This is a genomic window from Maribacter algarum (ex Zhang et al. 2020) (genome assembly GCF_005885635.1).
GTDB classification, from domain to species: Bacteria; Bacteroidota; Bacteroidia; order Flavobacteriales; family Flavobacteriaceae; genus Maribacter_C; species Maribacter_C algarum.
Genome location: NZ_VATY01000007.1, coordinates 36,867 through 56,980, shown reverse-complemented (window position 1 = coordinate 56,980; position 20,114 = coordinate 36,867). Strand labels below are relative to the sequence as shown.

Annotated in this window: 11 protein-coding genes; 5 read left to right on the top strand and 6 right to left on the bottom strand. The window is 41.0% G+C overall.

Features of this window, described 5'->3' with window-relative positions; genetic code table 11:
* Positions 1-55: 55 nt before the first annotated feature.
* On the top strand, positions 56-1,819 hold the full coding sequence (locus FEE95_RS21575) for a sulfatase family protein (RefSeq protein ID WP_138660124.1): 1,764 nt from the start codon (positions 56-58) through the stop codon (positions 1,817-1,819).
* 7 nt (positions 1,820-1,826) lie between these two features.
* On the opposite strand, the gene FEE95_RS21570 is transcribed toward FEE95_RS21575, so the two are convergent.
* The 3 genes from FEE95_RS21570 to FEE95_RS21560 all read right to left on the bottom strand — a co-directional run bounded on the left by FEE95_RS21570 (position 1,827) and on the right by FEE95_RS21560 (position 9,453).
* Entirely contained in the window at positions 1,827-4,589 is a 2,763-nt protein-coding gene (locus tag FEE95_RS21570; RefSeq protein WP_138660123.1) for a glycoside hydrolase family 78 protein, read from the bottom strand.
* Between the two features lie 260 nt (positions 4,590-4,849).
* A complete protein-coding gene (locus tag FEE95_RS21565; RefSeq protein ID WP_138660122.1) occupies positions 4,850-6,403 on the bottom strand; it encodes a RagB/SusD family nutrient uptake outer membrane protein in 1,554 nt (517 codons plus the stop codon).
* Between the two features lie 11 nt (positions 6,404-6,414).
* Positions 6,415-9,453 carry a SusC/RagA family TonB-linked outer membrane protein gene (locus FEE95_RS21560; RefSeq protein ID WP_212748474.1) on the bottom strand — a complete coding sequence of 1,013 codons (3,039 nt, stop codon included), beginning with the start codon at positions 9,451-9,453 and terminating at the stop codon, positions 6,415-6,417.
* A 274-nt stretch (positions 9,454-9,727) separates the two neighbouring features.
* On the opposite strand from FEE95_RS21560, the gene FEE95_RS21555 reads away from it, so the two are divergent.
* From FEE95_RS21555 to FEE95_RS21540, 4 genes are read left to right on the top strand one after another with little or no spacing between them, the layout of a single operon-like run.
* On the top strand, positions 9,728-11,989 hold the full coding sequence (locus tag FEE95_RS21555; protein WP_138660121.1) for a glycoside hydrolase family 3 N-terminal domain-containing protein: 2,262 nt from the start codon (positions 9,728-9,730) through the stop codon (positions 11,987-11,989).
* Positions 11,990-12,012: 23 nt separating this feature from the next.
* Entirely contained in the window at positions 12,013-13,143 is a 1,131-nt protein-coding gene (locus FEE95_RS21550) for a glycoside hydrolase family 88/105 protein (RefSeq protein WP_138660120.1), read from the top strand.
* A 9-nt stretch (positions 13,144-13,152) separates the two neighbouring features.
* Entirely contained in the window at positions 13,153-13,467 is a 315-nt protein-coding gene (rhaM, locus tag FEE95_RS21545; protein ID WP_138660119.1) for an L-rhamnose mutarotase, read from the top strand.
* 9 nt (positions 13,468-13,476) lie between these two features.
* Positions 13,477-15,177 (top strand): GMC oxidoreductase, encoded by a 1,701-nt coding sequence (locus FEE95_RS21540; RefSeq protein ID WP_138660118.1) that lies wholly within the window; start codon positions 13,477-13,479, stop codon positions 15,175-15,177.
* Positions 15,178-15,236: 59 nt separating this feature from the next.
* Here the strand turns inward: FEE95_RS21540 and FEE95_RS21535 are convergent, their stop codons facing one another.
* From FEE95_RS21535 to FEE95_RS21525, 3 genes are all read right to left on the bottom strand, one after another.
* Positions 15,237-16,649, bottom strand: a complete 1,413-nt coding sequence (locus FEE95_RS21535; RefSeq protein ID WP_238474640.1) for a sulfatase — start codon at positions 16,647-16,649, stop codon at positions 15,237-15,239.
* Positions 16,650-16,748: 99 nt separating this feature from the next.
* Positions 16,749-18,086 (bottom strand): sulfatase-like hydrolase/transferase, encoded by a 1,338-nt coding sequence (locus tag FEE95_RS21530; RefSeq protein ID WP_138660117.1) that lies wholly within the window; start codon positions 18,084-18,086, stop codon positions 16,749-16,751.
* Between the two features lie 24 nt (positions 18,087-18,110).
* Positions 18,111-20,030 carry a glycoside hydrolase family protein gene (locus tag FEE95_RS21525; RefSeq protein WP_138660116.1) on the bottom strand — a complete coding sequence of 640 codons (1,920 nt, stop codon included), beginning with the start codon at positions 20,028-20,030 and terminating at the stop codon, positions 18,111-18,113.
* Positions 20,031-20,114: the final 84 nt, after the last annotated feature.

The following is a 20,114-nucleotide window of genomic DNA, read 5'->3' as shown; positions in this document are numbered from 1 at the left end:
ATTAAGTCAAATTGAAAAACCGTAGAACACTGCATAATACATAAATTAGTTACAGATGAAACGTAGCACTAAATTTCTTGGAGGGGTCTTGACAATATTTCTACTTAGCCTGGGCTGTCAAACAAAGAACAAAGATGCAAAGATAGATTCAACAGCCGTAGTAAAAGCAGAATTGCCAAAACGTCCAAATATCTTATGGCTAGTTACCGAAGACATGGGTCCGTACATTCCACCTTTTGGAGATTCCACCATCGTAACACCTAACTTGAGTCGTTTGGCTAAAGAGGGGGTGGTGTATCCAAACTTATTTTCGACCTCAGGTGTATGCGCCCCGAGTAGAGCTGCAATCACCACGGGAATGTATCCTTCCAGCATCGGTGCGAATCACATGCGTACCACTTCAAATACCGAGGAGACCGGCCTACCTAAATACGCGGCGATTCCGCCTCTGCAAGCCCGCATGGTTAGTGAACTACTCCGTATGAACGGTTATTATTGTTCGAATAACTACAAAGAAGATTACCAATTCAAGGCACCCGTAACGGCTTGGGATGAAAGTAGTCCGTATGCGCATTGGCACAATCGCGACAAAGGCCAACCTTTCTTTTCGATTTTCAATTTTACTGAGACCCATGAATCTGGGTTGTTCGAACCCTATGGCTATCGAGAAATTGAAACAAGGCATTACCAATCGGGCGATCGCAACTATAAATGGAAGAATTATGGAGCCTCGCAGGCTCAAAACAGAATGGCCGAAGAAGACACACCGATTCATATTTCTAAAGACACTAAATTTAACATTCCGCCGTATTTACCTGACACCGAACTCGTTCGCCGTGATATGTGGAAATTGTACAACAATATTGCTGAGATGGACAGACAAGTCGGTGCTGTTCTAAAACAATTGGAAGATGACGGACTCTTAGAAAACACCATCATCATTTTTTACGGAGACCATGGGGGACCCTTACCCAGGGAAAAACGCCTGATTTATGATACGGGATTAAACACTCCGATGATCATCCGCTTTCCAAATCAATTGCATGCTGGAACTCGAAATGATGAATTGGTAAGTTTTGTTGATTTCGCACCTACCTTACTTTCCCTTATTGGAATAACCCCTCGAGAATATATGCAAGGGCAGGCTTTTTTAGGAGACCATAAAGCAAAGAAAGAGAGAAAGTACATTCACGCGGCGGCGGACCGTTTTGATGGCTTTACGGATGCCATTCGTGCGGTCCGCGATATACGATTCAAGTACATTAGGAATTATAGGCCTAACCAAGGCTATTATTTGCCAGTTGAATATCGGGAACGCATACCTGCTATGCAAGATTTGTTGCGCTTGCGTAAAGAGGGAAATTTGGATAGTATTCAAGCCCAGTGGTTTAGAAGCAGTAAAGACGCTGAGGAATTATTCGATTGTGTGGCCGACCCCTTTGAACTCCATAATTTGGCCAAGAATCCTGAACATGCGGAAAAACTAAATGAACTGCGAACTGAGATGGATCGATGGTTGGATGCAATAGGCGACGAACCCAACCTACCGGAAAAAGAACTCATTGCAAAATTATGGAAGGGTGAAAAAACCAAGCCTATAACTTTAGAGCCGACCATTGTTTCTTCCAAAGGAAAAATCACTATTAGTTCAAAAACTCCAGGAGCTTCTTTGGGGTATAAAATCATTCCTAAAAGTGGAACAGTTCCAAAAGTTTGGACTATTTATCAAGAGCCATTTGAGCTTCCAAGAGAAGCAAGAATTGTGACCCAAGCACATCGAATAGGATTCGAACCCAGTGAAATCGTTGAAGGCAATTAAAATATTGTTATGACTTTAAGTTATTTGCAGGATAGCTAAACTGATAGGTACCCGAGCCCAACTCCAATACAACGCCATCATCAGTTTGTTTCATTTTTTTTTGTACATCAGATTTTGGTTTACGACCGTTTAAAATAGTGTTTTCCAGTTCGGCTTCAGGCAAAGTGATTGTGGCAGTCGTGTTCGCAGGAATTACTATTTCATAGCTGAAATCATTGCCCTTGATTTCCCAATTGGATTTTATTTTTCCATAAACGGACAAGAATTCCGCATTGGCAGAAGTTAGTCCCCCGCCAGGATGTGGATGAAAAAGTATGTGCTTGTATCCCGGATTTTCAGGGTCTATGCGCAATCCTCCGATATAATTATACATCCATTCACCAACCGCACCATACGAATAATGGTTAAAACTGTTCATACCTTCAATGATGGTCCCGTCTGGTTTTTGGGTATCCCAGCGTTCCCAAATGGTGGTTGCACCCATTGTGATAGGATAGAGCCAAGAGGGGAATTCCTTTCGATTCAGTAACATAAAGGCCAAATCGTCACGACCTATTTTAGATAATGTGGTACAGAGTAGGGGAGTGCCCAAAAACCCTGTGGTCAGATGCCCAAATTTCTCCACATCTTGCGCAAAATATGCTCCTGCTTCTTCGATTAGGTTTTCGGGAATTAAATCAAATGAAAGTGCCAAGGCATAGGCCGTTTGGGTGTGTGATACCAACCTTCCGTTTGGTGTGATATACTCCTCTACAAAAGCTTCTTTTATATTTTTTTTTAAGGCCTTATAGTTATCAACATCTTTTGTTTTACCTAGAATAGCCGCAGTTTTGCTCAACAAGGTTGTCGAGTAATAGGCGTAAGCCGTTGCAATCAAATCTTTTTCGGTAACAGAACCATTGTACGCAGGATTGTTGGCGTCAAAGGCGAGCCAGTCGCCCCAATGCCAATGCTTGTTATTGTTCCATAAATAGTCATCGCCCGATTCTTTGGCCATATAGTCGACCCAGCCCTTCATGCTTTCATATTGCTCTTCTAAAATGCGCTTGTCTCCATAAGATTGGTATACGGTCCAAGGAATAATAACCGCCGCATCTGCCCAACCTGTTGCACCTCCCTTGGCTGCAACCCCTTTGGCTCCCGTTAGAATATCTGGAATCACATTAGGTACTAACCCATTCTCATGCTGGTCTAGAGCCAAATCCTTTAACCACTTCGTATAGAAGGCAGCGACATCAAAATTATAGGCAGCCGTCATGCTAAACACTTGGGCATCTCCCGTCCAACCGGCGCGTTCGTCCCGTTGTGGACAATCGGTAGGAATATCCAAAAAATTATCTTTTTGCCCCCACTGAATATTGCTTTGTAACTGATTTATCATAGGGTCGGATGTGGTAAAATTACCAGTAGGTTTGATATCGGAATGGATGACGACTCCGGTAATGTCATCAAGACTCAAATCACCTGGATAATCGATAACCTGAATGTAACGAAACCCGTGATTGGTAAAATGGGGCTCAAAAACTTCTTCACCTTCCCCTTTTAAAATGTAGGTATCCGTAGCTTTGGCCGCCCGAAGATTGGTGGTATAAAAATTACCCTCTTTATCCAAAACCTCGGCAAATTTTAGGGTGACTTTATCTCCGGCTTTTCCCTTAACTTTCATACGGGCCCAGCCAACGATATTCTGACCTAGATTGAATACAATTTCTCCTTTTGGTGTTGTAATCAATTCCTTAGGTTTAATTTCTTCAATAGCTTTTACGGCTGGCCCTTGTGGAGCAGCCAGAATTTCTTTCGAATGTTCTAAGATTTGGACCTTTGTCCATTGGTCGTCCAGAAATCCGCTTTCCGCCCAGCCGTCCATTTCTAAACGGGCATCATATAGTTCGCCATTGTAAATATCGGATTCTAAGATTGGTCCGTACGAAGCTTTCCAATCGCCGTTGCTTACAACAGTTTCGCTTGTACCATCGGTATAGTTGATGTTCAATTGTACCAATAGTCCCAATTGTTTCCCGTAAAAGGCATAGTCGCCCTTCCAACCGATATTGCCGCGATACCAACCATCGCCTACGATAGCCCCGATGGCATTGTTTGTTTGAAGCATATTCGTAACATCGTAGGTCTGATATTGCAGTCTTTTGTTATAGGTAGTATATCCTGGTGTAAAAAGGTCGTTACCAACCTTTTTCCCATTCAAGTACAATTCATAAAGACCTAATGCGGTAACCTGTACTTTAGCCGATTTAATTGGTTTACTGGTCTTAAATTCATTTCTGAAATATTGGGCCGGGTGCGATTTCTTTTCGGTAGTAATGTCCTCCATGGCAATGTAGGAGGCAGTCCAAAGTGAGCTGTCTAAAATTCCCATTTCCCAAAAAGCAGGGGCGCTCCATGAAGAGGCCTTGTTCTTATTATTCCAAACCCGGACTTGCCAATATACCCGTTGCATCGATTTGAGTGCTGGCCCAACGTACACCACATTTACAGACTGGTCGCTTTCTACCTTGCCCGAAGACCAGATAAGGTTCTTACCGCTTTGTAGCTCCTTTTTAGAATCGGCCACCCGTATTTCATAGGCTGATTGCATCCAATTTTGGCTCTCTGAAATAATTTGCCAGCTTAGTCGGGGTTTTTCTACGTCAATGCCGACAGGGTTTTTATGATATTCACATACAAGTTTGACGACTTCGTCTTTTTTCAAGGAGTAGGATGTCGTTAGTGTCAGACACACTAACAAGAATCCGAATTGTATTGCTTTTTTCATGAAATAAAATTTATTCACGTGCTATTTACCACGCCTAAAAATAGCCTTCAGGATTAGTTATGGTGTCCTGTACCATACTGCTTTCCTAAAAACTAGCAATATCAATAAAATAAAAATGGAGCAAACATATCGTTTACCCCATTTTCAAAACTAACTCAAACTAACAATCTATGATTTCGTTGAACTCTAAATCTTTTCAGTTAATGGTTAGCGATACCCATTATTTATTGGGTCTGATTCCAACAAAGCTAATTTGACTCTTAATAACCCGGATTTTGAGTTAAATTCGGGTTTAACTGCAACTGATTTAAAGGAATTGGCAGCAAAACATGATGGTCTTGTATGTTCGTATTAGGAGTATACGTTTTAAATTCAGCATTGCGAACAACATCCAAATAGATACCCCATCTAATTAAGTCATATCTTCTTGTTGCTTCCGCTGCCAACTCCCATTTACGCTCATCATAAATAGCCTCTCTAAACTCTTGTGCGCTTAACCCGACAAGTTCCCATTCGGCTTGTGTTTCATAAGCGCGCTGGCGAATCGGGTGGATATACTGGTATGCATTTCCTGGGCCATTCAGTTCATTTTCGCACTCGGCAGCCATTAAATAGACATCTGCAAGTCTAAATACCAATCGATTATCTCCGTGATTAAAACGTGGCGAAGTCTCAAAATTACGATTCATAAATTTAGGCATGTAAGTGTGATTCAATGGAATACCCTCGTAATCACCCATGATATTCAGAGGTCTTCGTAAATCATTCATAGGAAATTTATTGACAAAGTCTACTGATGCTATCTGAAGTCCAGTACCATTGAATTCCTCTCCATTGGCCGCCAATGCATCCCTTAAAAGTTGCCTATCATCTGAATTAACTGGCTCATCCCTAATACGTGGGTTAAAAAGACTTGGTCTCCAATAATTATTACCTGCAAATGAACGACCTGGGAAGGCTGGCTCAAATTGACCTGTAATATCCTTGGCAAAATCCAAAGACCAAATAATTTCCGCATTGTATTCATTGCCTGGATCAAAAACCTCGGCATAAGTTGGCAATAACGCATGTGAGGATTGGTTAATTATTTCCAAACATTTATTCAATCCTGCTTGCCAATCTTGGGCTTTCATATGTATTTTTGCTTCAATAATAGCTGCTGCCCATTTAGAGGCTTTACCCCTTTCATCATCTGGAATTACAGACGGCAAATTGCTTTGTGCAAATGCCAAATCATCCAATACACTGGCTAAAATAGTTTCTTTATCAGTTCTTGCTAGTGAACCAATCTCTTCTAGTGTAAGAACTTCTGTATAAAAAGGTGCATCACCCCAAAGGTTGGTAATATGCCAATAAGCCAACGCACGTAGAAATCTTGCCTGTGCAATAACATCGGTCTGCACATCTGCTGAAATGGCTTCATTTCCATCAACCCTGTCAATTATAACATTTGTATTTAGGATAACCCTATACAGATTTTGCCAAGTATCCGATACACTCATTAGTTGGTTTGATGCATCGGCAGTGACTGCACTTAAAGTGTAATTACCCATGACCTCGAATATTGGATGTGATCGATTTGGCTCTATGATATCGACCCCGTTGTCATACCAATTATCCAACCCAGCTTGTCCGTAAATAGAGTTATTTTTAACTACGGAGTATATACCCGTAATACCTTGTATTGCATCCGAATCGGTAGCAAAAAAATTTTCTGGAGCAATAATATCTCTTGGGTCTTCATCTAAAAATTTCTCACAACCTACAAATGAGGTTATTATGAGGAGGTATAGTACTATATATTTTGTTTTCATATCTATTTTTTTTAAAAAGTTACGTTAAGGCCTAAACTTAAAACTCTAGCGTTTGGATATTCCCCATTTGAAAATCCTTGAGCAAGATTACCCAAACCATTTCGACCATAACTACTTGACTCAGGATCGATTAATCTGAAATCCGAAAATAGTAGCAAATTAGTTCCAGTTGCATAAAGTGACATGTTTTTTACACCATTCCATCCCATTTTTTCCACTGGGAAATTATAGGTCAATCGCACATTTTTTAAACGCAGATGCGTACCGTCCTCAACATCAAAGGAGTTGGGTTGGTATGCACCTTCAACAAACCCTGGTCTAGGAACATCTGATGTTGGGTTATCAGCCGACCAATAATCAGCAACTTCTGCATACTTTGGAAGCTCTCCGCGAATGAAAAAGCTATTACGCGTTCTTCGATTAAAAACTTCATTACCAACCGTTCCTTGTATATAAATATTTAGATCAAGGTTTTTATAGGAAAAATTGTTTTCAAATCCATAAATTAAATCTGGCCATGGATTACCTAACACTTCAAAATCCTCATTGGATATGATGCCATCTCCATCTGTATCTTGATATCTTGGACCACCAACAAAATTTGTTGCTGGATCTTGCCCCGAAGCATCAATTTCTGCTTGACTTTTCCAGGTTCCTAAATACTGTGCTCCTGTAAATACTGGCGCCGATTCACCAACGATTAACCTTAAGTTACCTGCACCTAAAATCTGATCTACCACTACGTCAATAAACTCCTCTCCTCCAAGATCCAAAATCTTATTTTTATTGGAAGATAAGGTTATGGTAGAATTCCAATTGAAGTTTTCATTCTGGATATTCCTAGAATTAAGTAAAAATTCCCAACCTTTGTTTTCTAAAGATCCGATATTTTGCAATTGATTTGAATAACCTGTTTGTCTGGGTATGGTAACATCCAATAACAGGTCATTGGTCTCTTTCTGATAATAATTAAATTCTGTAAAGAGCCTGCCGCCAAAAAGTGAAGCTTCTAAAGCAATATCAAAAGATGTTGTTGTTTCCCAAATTAAATTAGGATTTGCTGGTCTTCCTAAGACCGCTCCAGGAACCTCAACACCGTTAACGGAGGTATTACCCTCAGAATAGAGCGCCAAAGTCCTATAAGGCCCAATAGCTTGGTTACCAGCTTTACCATAACTGGCTCTTAACTTTAAATCTTGAAAGATATCTTGATTTTCCATAAATGCCTCTTCCGAAATTTTCCATGCAGCAGCTATTGATGGGTAAAATTCATATTTATTACCGGGAGCAAATACAGAACTACCGTCACTTCTTCCAACTAAGGTTAGTAAGTACTTGTCATCAAAGGTATAATTAAGCCTGCCGAAAAAGGAAACAAGGGTTCTTTGATTATAACCAGAAGTTACTATATTTCTTGACGGATCAGATCCTAGTCCCAAAGAGTTGAATGTCGTGGCATCTGTAGTAAACCCAAAAGCTTGGGCCGAAGTGGTTTCGGTAACATCTTTCTGGAAAGAGGCACCACCAAGTAGTGTATAATTATGTTTATCACCAAAATCTCCAGAATATTGAATGGTATTTTCGTTATTCCAATTAAAAATAGATGTAGTACTTATCCTAGCATTACTGTCACCCGTTTGTAAATCTGGTCTTTGACTAGACGTAAATCGATTGTTTTTAGAATTGGTAATGTCGGGATTAAAAGTAGAACGAATAGTTAAATTTTCAATAGGATTATACTCTAAATAAACCGTTCCTAACAAATTGCTTGCCGTAGTTTCATTTATATCCAATTGTGACGTTGCAACGGGGTTGTTAAAAGGATTACCTGTTACTTCATTAGCCCCATTAAAAGAACCGTCATCATTATATATGGGCTGGGTTGGTAAAATACCCAGAAGACCGCCGTAGCCAACAACACCATTCTCTTGTTTAATTCTTGAATAATTAATACGGAGACCTGCCTTTAATTTATCACTTAACTTAAAATCCAAATTAGATCTAAAAATATATTTTTCTATTCCTGAATTCTCAATAAGACCATCTTGATCGAAAAAATTAAGCGAATTGTAATAATTAACATTTCCATTCTCTGAAGAACCAGCTATAGAAACATCTGCATTATATATAGGTGATGGGCCTAGCAAAAGGTCAAAAAAGTCGTTATCTGGGTAGTCCGATGGATTTCCTGGAAATGGCTCCGCTACACCTCTTATTATGGCATCTTGATTTGTATAATCTATTTGTTGTGCTTGATTTAAATACGCTGGTTGCTCAGGTACCATTTGCATACTTGTATATAAACCTACACTTACTTGAGGTTTACCCCCGCCTACACGGGCACCACTTTTAGTGGTTACCAATACCACACCATTTGCACCCCTAGATCCATATATAGCAATTGAGGAGGCATCTTTTAATATTTCTATGGATTGAACATCATTGGCACTTATATTATTTAGGTTGAAATTCGTACCTACTATAATACCGTCCACAACCCAAAGGGGTTCGTTACTACCCTGAATGGAGTTACCACCTCTGACTCTTATGGAAGTAGACGCACCAGGTGCACCACTAACTTGAGTAACTTGCACACCAGCTGCCCTACCTTGTAAAGCTTGGTCAACTCTCGAAACAGGTATAGCCGCTACATCTTCAGCACTTACCGATGCGACGGAACCAGTCAAATCAGATTTACGTTGCGTTCCATAACCAATGACAACAACTTCATCTAGTTCGTTGCCTGGTGCTAAGGTTACATTGATTTGAGTTTGTGTGCCAACCAAGATTTCTTGGGCCACATATCCGATGTAAGAGAATTGAAGCGTATCATCAGGACCTGCTTCAATGGTAAAATTACCGTCGAAATCGGTACTGACCCCAGTTGTAGTTCCTTTTACCACGACCGAGGCTCCTGGTAGAGGCCCGTCATCTGCCGATACTGTACCTGTAACGGTTTGCTGAGACCACACAGCCATCGAGCTGAATGCAAACAACAAAGTCAGGAACGGTGTCCAAATTTTGTTTGAAGTTGATTTTGTTTTTTTCATACAGTTGTTTATTTAAGGAATGAGTTATCGTTGAATATGGTCAAAAATATTGGAGTCCGTTTATATGTTCATCCTGCACTGTACTGTACTATCCTGTACTGTCCTGTACTTAATAATTTTGGTGAAATTTTTCTTATTTACATGGTTTGTTGGATGGCTTCATTTCTCATTTACCAGCATAATTAGCATATCCAATTTAGATTCCTAACACGACAGAGCAGGATACCTTAATTTATTCATAGTGGTATTTTAGTCCACAAATGAATTATTGAAAATGAAGAACAAAATTTTATCCCTTATACTGGTGCTAATTAGTTTAGGCGCTGGTTATGCACAAAAGGGAAGGATGCCCTTTCAAGATAAGTCCCTTCGCATAAACGAAAGGGTAGAAGATCTGTTGCCAAGAATGTCTTTGGAAGAAAAGGTTGCCCAGATGCGGATTTTTCACGCCAATATAGGGGTTGGAGCCAATGAAAAAGGTGAATTGGAACTGTCTGATCGGGTTATTGAAAAATTAAAATTGGGTATAGCGGGAATTAAAAATCCTGGAGAGCACATTTCACCCTTGGCTGCTGCCAAGCTAAACAACGAACTACAAAAGTATATTATCAAAAGCAACCGATGGGGCATTCCAGCTTTGTTTGTTACGGAGTCATATAATGGGGTAGATGCCGAGGGATGTACCAAATTTGGTCGACCGATAACTTCCGCGGCATCGTTCAATCCTGAATTGGTAAATCGAATTTGGGATGTGGTCGGTCGGGAGGCCCGTTTACGCGGCATGCATATGTGCCATTCCCCTGAGGCTGATATCGTCCGAGACCCTCGTTTTGGACGTATGTCGGAAGCCTTTGGAGAAGATACTTACCTGACCACCCAAATGGTCATTAACGCAATAAAAGGGGTACAAGGTAATTACGAAGGTTTAGGTAACGGAACACATATCGGTGCCGTTGCCAAGCATTTTGCAGGATATGGACAAGTACTTGGAGGTTCCAATTTTGCGGCGGTAGAGATATCACCACGAACCTTAATCGATGAAATTTACCCGCCCTTTGAAGCTGCCGTTAAAGAAGCGCGCACGCTGGGTATTATGGCGTCGCATGGCGATTTGAATGGAATTGCGACTCATGGGAATGAAGAATTGCTGACAGGTGTTTTACGTGACCAATGGGGCTTTGATGGGTATGTGGTTTCCGATTCCAATGACATTGCTCGTCTTTTTTATTTTATGAAGGTTGCTGAAAGTCCTCAAGCGGCTGCCTTAATGGGTCTGGTTGCCGGTATCGATGTAGATTTATATGCTGAGGACTCCTATGCGTATTTGCCTGAAATGGTAAAAAAAGACCCAAGCATTGAAAAAATGATAGATCGTTCCGTAAGGCGTGTATTGCGAACAAAAATGATTTTAGGTCTCTTTGACAATCCTTATATAGATATTAAAGAGGTGGAAAAAGAAGTTCGTTCAACTGCATCTTTGGAGCTTGCGCAACAAGCAGATTTGGAGTCTATCATCCTTTTAAAAAATGAAAACAATTTACTCCCACTTAAAAGGGAGAATCAAAAGATTGCACTCTTGGGGCCACTGGTATATCAAGGAACCCAAGCCGCTTTTGAATCCGTTGCAGGAGAAAACGTTTCGTTTGTGGCAGACAAGGGCTTTGAATTGACCGATGGTGACAAAGGGGCACCTAGCTTGTTGCCTACCGATGAAAAAACAATCAAGAAACTCGTCGATGTTGCCAATGAATCGGATATGACCATTTTGTTCTTGGGTGGAGATGAATTTACGGCAAAGGAAGCCTATTTCAATAATGCTGTTGGAGATCGAGCGACCATTGAACCTGTTGGCGCGCAAGATGAATTGGTTAAAAGGGTAAAGGCTCTTGGAAAACCGCTAATAGTAGTTTTAAAGCATAGAAGAACACTCGCCATTAACACAATCGCCGAACAAGCGGATGCCATTTTAGACGGATGGGACCTGAGCGAATTCGGCGATTCTTCTGCGGCCAAAATTATTTTCGGGGAAGTTTCCCCTTCAGGGAAATCCCCGGTGACCATTCCGAGATCTATCGGGCAATTACCTTTTCACTATAGCATGAAGGAAATCAACAATAAAAAAGGATACTTGTTCTTGGAGGATGGCCCGTTATTTCCTTTTGGATATGGATTGAGCTACGGCAATTTTGAATATAGCGAATTACAATTATCCGGTATGACCATGACACCCTCCACCGAAATAACGGTAAGTGTTCAAGTAACCAATACCGGAAAAATGAAAGCCAAAGAAGTGGTACAACTCTATTTAAAAGATGAAATCGGCTCGGTAACTCGGCCGGATAAAGAGTTGAAGGGCTTCGAGAAAATTGAACTTGACCCAGGTCAATCAAAATCCGTAACTTTTACCATAACTCCCGAGATGCTGAAATTCACCGGACCCAAAATGGAAAAAATATGGGAAGCTGGAGATTACACCGTTATGATAGGCACTTCATCCAAAGAAGGGGTTTCAGCCCAATTCAGACTTGAAAAATAGAACGTAACTTTAAGAAGAATACAATGAAAAAAAATCAGACTTTCCGAAACTTAGTGACCATATCTCTTATCGGAATTCTATGTGTCTACACTGTTTCTGCCCAACAATTCAACAATAAAGAAATTGAAAAGGCCATGGTGCGGGCCATGGAGTGGCAAGAAGCGCACCCCATATTCGCAGTCGCACCTACGGATTGGACCAATGGAGCATACCAAGTTGGAATCGCACGGGCACATAAGACAACCCAGAATCAGATTTTCCTTGCAGCCCTGAAAAATACGGGTTATCGGAACAAGTGGAATACATACGACCGCTACTTTCATGCAGATGATGTAACGGTTTCCTATGGTTATCTCTATTTGGTGATGAACGATACGCGTAAAAATTACGTGGATTTGAAGCCAACCGAAACCTTTATCCAAAAACACTTGTACGAACCCAACAAGTGGAGAGATGGTACGGATAAAGACCCAGTAAAGAATATACTGTGGTGGTGGTGTGATGCGCTTTTTATGGCGCCACCAATGCTTACGTTGTACGCAAATCATACTGGTGAAATGAATCACTTAGATACAATGCACAAGTATTACATGGAGACTTATAATCTTCTTTACAACAAAGAAGAACATCTTTTTGCAAGAGACACGCGTTATCAATGGAAAGGGAATGCGGATGATTTAAAGGAAGAAAATGGAAAAAAAATATTCTGGTCACGCGGTAATGGATGGGTTCTTGGTGGGCTTGCTCTTATTCTTGATGATATGCCAAAAGATTATAAGCACAGAGATTTTTACCTAAATCTTTACAAAGAAATGGCGGCAAAAATCAAGAGTATACAACCTGAAGACGGCCTCTGGCGCACTAGTTTGCTTTCGCCAGAATCTTTTGACCATGGTGAGGTTAGTGGAAGTGGTTTTTACACCTTTGCCCTTGCTTGGGGAATCAATAACGGTATATTAGATAAATCAGAGTATGTGTCCTCAGTTTATAAAGCTTGGGCTGCTTTAGAAAAGTGTCAACAAGATACCGGAATGGTAGGTTGGGTGCAAAATATTGGTGCTGACCCGCAACCGGCAAGCGTTGACAGTTGGCAAAATTTCGGCACAGGAGCTTTTTTATTGGCGGGTAGTGAAATACTGAAGATGGATGACTAAACTAAGAATATGAAAAGACTAGCCTTCAAAATGAAGCTAAACCCTGGTCAAAAAGAAGCTTATGCCCAAAGGCATAATGCTATCTGGCCAGAATTAAAGGAACTGCTTAAAGATTCTGGAGTCAGTGAATATTCCATTTTTTTTGATGAGGACACACATACCCTTTTCGCTTTTCAAAAAGTAACTGGCGAAGGAGGCTCCCAAGATTTGGCTGAAAACCCAATTGTGAAAAAGTGGTGGAATTTTATGTCGGATATCATGGAGGTCAATCCGGATAATTCACCTGTATCTATACCCTTAGAAGAAGTTTTTTTCATGAAATAATAATAAAAAATGCAAATAAAATCATCTGGAGAAACTTTTGACGCGATAGTAGTCGGAACCGGAATAAGTGGTGGATGGGCAGCTAAAGAGCTGTGCGAAAAAGGGCTCAAAACACTCGTTCTTGAACGAGGCAGAATGGTGCAGCATCCTGTGGATTATACAACCATGCATTTGGACCCATGGGACATGCCTAATGGAGGAAAGACGCCGGCAAAGGTTTTGGCCAAGTACCCAAAACAATCCCGCTGGGGTTTTAATGAAGCAACACGACACTTTTTTAATAAGGATGAAGACTATGACTATGATGAGGTGAAGCGTTTCGATTGGATTCGAGGTACACAGGTTGGTGGTCGTTCGCTTATTTGGGGAAAACAAACCTATCGTTGGTCCGATCTCGATTTTGAAGCCAATGCAAAAGACGGTATCGGGGTCGATTGGCCCATTCGATACAAAGACCTTAAGCCTTGGTATGAATACGTAGAAAAACATGTGGGCATCAGCGGGGAAGCATTGGGCTTGCCACAACTGCCCGATAGCTTGTTTTTAAAACCTATGGATTTGAATTGCGTCGAAGAGCATTTAAAAAAGGGGATTGCAAAAAATTATAAGGATCGCGTCTTGACCATTGGAAGGGTAGCGCACATTACCGAAGGGTCAAAACCAGGTGCGGGTAGGGGAACGTGCCAATACAGAAATCGTTGCAAAAGAGGATGCCCATATGGTGCCTATTTCAGTTCAAATTCCTCAACATTGCCGATGGCCGAGGCAACAGGAAATATGACCCTCCGACCAAATTCCATTGTATTTGAGGTTGTTTATGATAAAGATAAAAGGAAAGCGACCGGGGTGCGTATTGTAGATACGGAAACAAAGGAAATCATCGAATTTAAATCAAAAATCGTCTTTTTATGTGCTTCTTCTATGGCTTCTACTTCTATTTTAATGCAGTCGAAATCGGAAGCTTTTCCGAATGGAATGGGCAATGCTAGCGGAGAATTGGGACATAACATCATGGATCATCAATTAGGATCTGGTGCAACCGCTAAAATAGACGGGTATGAAGATAAGTACTATAGTGGAAGAAGACCCAATGGGATTTATATTCCGAGATTCAGAAATGTAAATTCGAAATCTGAGAAAGTAGATTTTATAAGGGGATACGGGTATCAAGGTGGCGCAGGTCGCAGTGACTACAGGACTATGGTTGCCGAAGCGGCTTATGGTCAAGACCTCAAAAAAGCAATATTGGAACCTGGTGAATGGCGAATAAATTTATTAGGCTTTGGGGAGGTCCTACCGTATCATGAAAATAAGATGTACCTCAATCATGATAAATTAGACAAGTATGGCTTGCCCACCATTGTATTTGATGCTGAGTTCAAAGAAAATGAAAAGCTCATGAAAAAGGATTGGATAATCCAGGCCCAAGAAATGCTCGAAAAATCAGGTTTTAAAGATGTTCGTGCAACATATAGAGATTCGTACATGGGCGGAGGAATACACGAGATGGGAACTGCTCGAATGGGGCGCAACCCAAAAACTTCGGTATTGAATAAATACAATCAATTGCATGAAGTGCCTAATGTGTTTGTTACAGATGGGGCTTGTATGACCTCCGCAGGTAATCAAAACCCCTCGTTGACCTATATGGCGTTGACAGCAAGAGCCGCCAATTACGCTGCCGATGAGTTGAAAAAGATGAATTTATAATTTGATTCAAAGCAATTCAACGGAAGCCATTGTTTCTGAATCAACATTAGGGCAACAACTTATTTCTTAGCGCCACTGGTTCTTGCCTTTTGTTCCACAAAGTATGGTTGAAAGTTATAGGAAGAGTTCGGATCCCAGGTCGCATTCGCTTTTGGCAATAACTTTTTTAATGCGGCCATCTCATCCTGATATTCAGGGTTTTTAGCCTGATTGGTAAATTCGTTCGGATCGTTGTTATGATCGTAAAACTCTTCACCGCCATCTTCGTATTGAATATAACGGAAGCGATCTGATTTCACTGTATGATTGTTCATGCCAAAGGTCGTAATGGCCACAAAAGTTTCCTTGTTTTTCCCTTGCATTAGAGACACTAAACTTTTGCCTTCGTTTCTTTCATAGGCTGGAAGCCCACATAATTCCAATAGGGTGGGGTAGATAGAAAGCATTTCTGCAGGTTGGTCAATGACTTTTCCTTTCGGAAGATTGGGAGCAACAAACAGCAAAGGTGCCTTTGTAGCTGATTCCCATAAGGCATGTTTGGCAAAAGTGCCTTTTTCCCCTAATCGATATCCGTGATCGGACCAAAATACGATGATGGTGTTTTCCGCATGTTCACTGTTTTCAAGAGCTTCTAACATGCGACCAATTTCGTAATCCACAAAACTGACACAGGCCAAATAGGCTTGAATGATTTTAGGCCATTCCCCTCTTTCGATCGCCCAATCCGTTGATGGCATCATGGGCAAATCATTGATTTGCACTGCCACAGGCGGAACATCCTCTAAATCATCCGATTCGTAAGGAACTGTTTTTATGCTATCCAACGGATGCAAATCAAACCACTTTTGAGGTACGTATAGCGGTACATGGGGTCTTAAAAAACCAACACCCATAAAAAAGGGTTTGTCGTATTTTTTGTTCAACCGATTGATTGCCCAATCTACAGATTGGTGATCTGGCATAAGCGAATCCGCTTCAGGAAATGCACCCCAATCGGTATTCGTACGACCGTAGTTTTTTCTATCCGATGTGCCAAAACCGTCCCATACAAATCGTTCGTCTGGGTAAGGACCAAACCGTGCTACCCTTCCTCCAGATTCATCGAACATTCCTTCGGGTGCATGACTATGGAACAATTTGCCAATTCCCATAGTATGATAGCCGTTGTTGCTAAAATACTCGGGAAGGAAAATAATATCTTTCGTTGCGGGATTATCCGACCGTATCTTATCATCTTGAATCATTCCATAAATGCCCGTTGTGGAAGGCCGTAAACCACTCATTATTGAAGCTCGTGATGGTCCGCACAAAGGTGCTTGGCAATGGGCATTTGAAAAAAGAACACCTCTAGAGGCTAGTTTATCGATGTTGGGAGTTTTCGCATTGGGATAGGTTTTTAGGACGCCCAACATATTGTTTAAGTCATCGACAGAAATGAACAACACATTCGGCGCCACTTTTTTTTCGGACACTATGGTTTTCTTATTATCCACGCAGGCGCAAAGTACAAACAGGCTTAGCCCAATTATATAAAAGTGCCTACTTTTAATTTTACCCAATGTACGTATGGTTTATTCATTCCAAGATTCTTCAATCTGGGCTTTTAGTTTCATAACAATTTCCGGATTTTCATCGGCCAAATCTTCTTGTTCAAAAGGGTCTTTATAAATATCGAACAATTGGATTTTTTCATTCGGTTTGTTGACCTCGTTAGGAACAATAAGCTTATGTGGTTCCGTTATTACTATTTGATAAAAAAGACTTTCATCGACTGTGTTGAAGTCATGGGCGTAGATTTCACCAAAAATAGCTTCTCTATTTTCAAGTTCGGTTTTATTCAATACATTGATGCCATCCAATTCTTTCGGTCGTTCGATTCCCACTAAATCCAAAACTGTAGGAAGCATATCTAAACTGCTCACCAAGGTTCTATCATCGAGCATGGGTTCGATTTTGCCTTTCCATTTGAACATGATTGGGGTGCGCATGCCATAATCATAGGGCGCTCGTTTTGAAATCGGATTGTACCTGCTATTGTTTTCGTTTTGCACCCATCCGTTATCGCAGACATAAACGAACAAGGTGTTTTCTGTCTGTCCTTTCTCCTCGATGTAATCCGTCAGTTCGCCACAGGTTTGGTCAAACCATTCACACATCGCCCAATATTTAGCGACAAATTCAGTAGGTGCTTTGGGAAGGTATTTTTGTAAAAGACTATCTGGCGGATTATGAGGGGAATGCGGTAAGAAGGGCGCATACCACATGAAAAAAGGCTTTTTCTTTTCCAAGGCCAAATCGATATAGTTGTTAAGGGTATCCATGCCTTTTCGGCCAATTTCGAGTCCATAATCACCATGTCGTCCACCTCTTTCTGGATTGCCATGTGTCATTCCATCATCAAAACCTCCATTTTCATAATTACCCAACCACCATTTACCAGTTTGAAAAGAGAGGTATCCTTTTTCTTTGAGCAACTTTGGAAGGGTATTCAGCTCTTTAAAATCTTCTATTACGGTAGAATAGTTATCCGCTCTCCAGGTGGATAGCCATGCCGGTTTTCCTCCTTTGTCATCACCTGGCAATACCCGGTCATTACCCAAGACCATGTGGTCTCTGGGAAAAACGCCAGTTATAATTGAAGCCAAAGATGGTGCACATAAAGAGGTAGGCACATATCCATGGGTAAAGGTGTGACTTTCATTGGCAAGCTTATCAAGGTTTGGCGTTTCGATGGCCTCGTGATCCATAAAGCCATAATCGGTCCATGCCTGATCATCTGAAATTATAAAGACAATGTTAGGTGGTTGTTCTTCCGTTGGGCTTTCTTTTACCTCTTTCTTGGTTTCATTACAGGAGACAATTGTTATAATGACTGATATGGTTATGAGTAGAGTAGTACAATTTTTCATTTCTCTTTTGTTTTAACATCTGTTTTACGCAACCTTTATTCGTATTTCCAACTCTTGGGATTTGTCTTTGAAATAAGCTATTATTGGAACCACTTCCACACCCGGCACCATATTGAATATTCTTTCCTTTTGGGTATCTTTTAATTTCAGAGGTACGCTTGCCTTAATACTTACAAGACCCTCAGGCTTTTGAATGGTGATTTCATTCGGATTGGGTTGTGCGACTTTTTCTCCGGTTGGAGAAACCATCGGCAAAACAAATGCCGTGGGTTCAGTAATGGATTGGTCAGTTTTAGCGATGATTCGCAAGGAATCGTTTGAGCACTGATACGATAACTCAAAATCCGATGCTGTTTCAGTTACGATTTCATTCGATTTGTTTTTTAGTGCGGATTTCGCAAGCAACCGAATATCAATGTCATTCTCTTCGGAATGAATTGTTGCCGCTCTATCAAAAATATTGCTATACCAAACATCGTCTTTAAAGGTTTCAACTCGAGGCGTCAGGGCGAAATCTTCGCCTGGATTAGGTTGTTGATTATAGGCCTCGACCATTTTATAGATGGCCATGCTCGCAGTGCATAACAATCCCACTTTGTTGTGGTACAATACCGAAAGTGCGCCGCCCGTAGCTTGACGATAATCGCCGTCTTTGTAAATGGCATCATATGCCGAAATAGTCCCCCGCCAATCGCCTTTGGCAAAAAGAGAGACATCCAAATCCTTAAAATTTTTGACTCCATCTGCCGTGACTCTCGGTAATATTGTGTTCGTGTTCACTTCTGATAGCTGTTCCCAATGGTCCAGCAAGGCCGTTAATGGTTTGGCATGTGTAAATGTATGGTGCACACAGGGTGGAATTCCATGGGATATATAATGCGGACCACCATGTATCAAACCTTGTGCAGTACAGCGTTTCAATAGTTCGGTATTCTTTATGGCCGCTGTTCCAAAGGCCGGATTGATATGTGCCATCATTGCAAATGCAGGTTGACTGCCATCACAGGTGCGGCTTCCCCAGTAACTCCATTTGTATTGTCGTGTTCCCCAGCTGTTGTCCCAGGCGCCATCGGGTAACATAAATTCCAAATGGCTATTTAAAGATTTCGTAAGAATTTGTATAAGCTCATCATCCTTTTCCTTTAAGGCATACATGACCAAACTATTTAATGTTTCTTCAACATTATAACCCAAGTCTACCCCATGTAGCCCTTTGGCACTTAATTTTTTTGCATGGGGTTTACATTCACCGAAGAGTAAATCCTCATTGGCGGTAAAATAAGATTTCACACCTTCGGCCAATTCTTTACTCTTTTTAAGAAACTTCTCGTTTTTAAGTAAATGTCCTATCAGGCTCAAGCCGTAAATAGCGGTGCCTCCATAATTAATATTGGTAAAATCAATGGTAAACGTATCATACACATAGTTGGCAGCTTTTTCCAAACGATTGGTCCAAGCTGCATGTCTTTCTTTATCTAAAACATGACCGTGATAGTGCAATGCCTCCGCTAAGGCGATGGCTCCAAAAACCGTAATTCCTTTCCATGATTTCGGATTGGATACTACCGTCCAACTTCCGTTTTCTTGTGATACGTTGTTCTCGGCCCAATCCATGACCAAAACAGCTGCATCTAAATATTTCGTATGGCCGGTTACATCTGCCATATATAAAAATGGGTACACGGCATCCATACAACGCCCATGTATATGTGAACAGGCAGGGCAGCCCATAGCACCATGCTCTTCTAAATCGGATGGATTATTGATTTGTACCCTAATCATTCCGTCGCACCAATCTTTTAAGAGGGTTGATGTTAGGTTTTTGAATTCCAGGGAATGTGCGGCTGCGGTTTTATCAGAACAAGAATTTAGCAAAGTAACCGAGGGAAGGGTTAGACCTAAACCACCCAATGCCGAAAGTTGAACAAAATCTTTGCGCTTCATCTATGGTTATTTTGCATTAGGTTTTTCTTTCTGAAACAAGTAGCCTTACAAGTATAATGGACTTCACATGAATAGGCATCCTGT

What these genes read in the sequence shown, in the direction of transcription:
- FEE95_RS21575 (WP_138660124.1), top strand. Translation starts at nt 56, where the DNA reads ATGAAACGTAGCACTAAATTTCTTGGAGGGGTCTTGACAATATTTCTA.
- FEE95_RS21570 (WP_138660123.1), bottom strand. Translation starts at nt 4,589, where the DNA reads ATGAAAAAAGCAATACAATTCGGATTCTTGTTAGTGTGTCTGACACTA.
- FEE95_RS21565 (WP_138660122.1), bottom strand. Translation starts at nt 6,403, where the DNA reads ATGAAAACAAAATATATAGTACTATACCTCCTCATAATAACCTCATTT.
- FEE95_RS21560 (WP_212748474.1), bottom strand. Translation starts at nt 9,453, where the DNA reads ATGAAAAAAACAAAATCAACTTCAAACAAAATTTGGACACCGTTCCTG.
- FEE95_RS21555 (WP_138660121.1), top strand. Translation starts at nt 9,728, where the DNA reads ATGAAGAACAAAATTTTATCCCTTATACTGGTGCTAATTAGTTTAGGC.
- FEE95_RS21550 (WP_138660120.1), top strand. Translation starts at nt 12,013, where the DNA reads ATGAAAAAAAATCAGACTTTCCGAAACTTAGTGACCATATCTCTTATC.
- rhaM (WP_138660119.1), top strand. Translation starts at nt 13,153, where the DNA reads ATGAAAAGACTAGCCTTCAAAATGAAGCTAAACCCTGGTCAAAAAGAA.
- FEE95_RS21540 (WP_138660118.1), top strand. Translation starts at nt 13,477, where the DNA reads ATGCAAATAAAATCATCTGGAGAAACTTTTGACGCGATAGTAGTCGGA.
- FEE95_RS21530 (WP_138660117.1), bottom strand. Translation starts at nt 18,086, where the DNA reads ATGAAAAATTGTACTACTCTACTCATAACCATATCAGTCATTATAACA.
- FEE95_RS21525 (WP_138660116.1), bottom strand. Translation starts at nt 20,030, where the DNA reads ATGAAGCGCAAAGATTTTGTTCAACTTTCGGCATTGGGTGGTTTAGGT.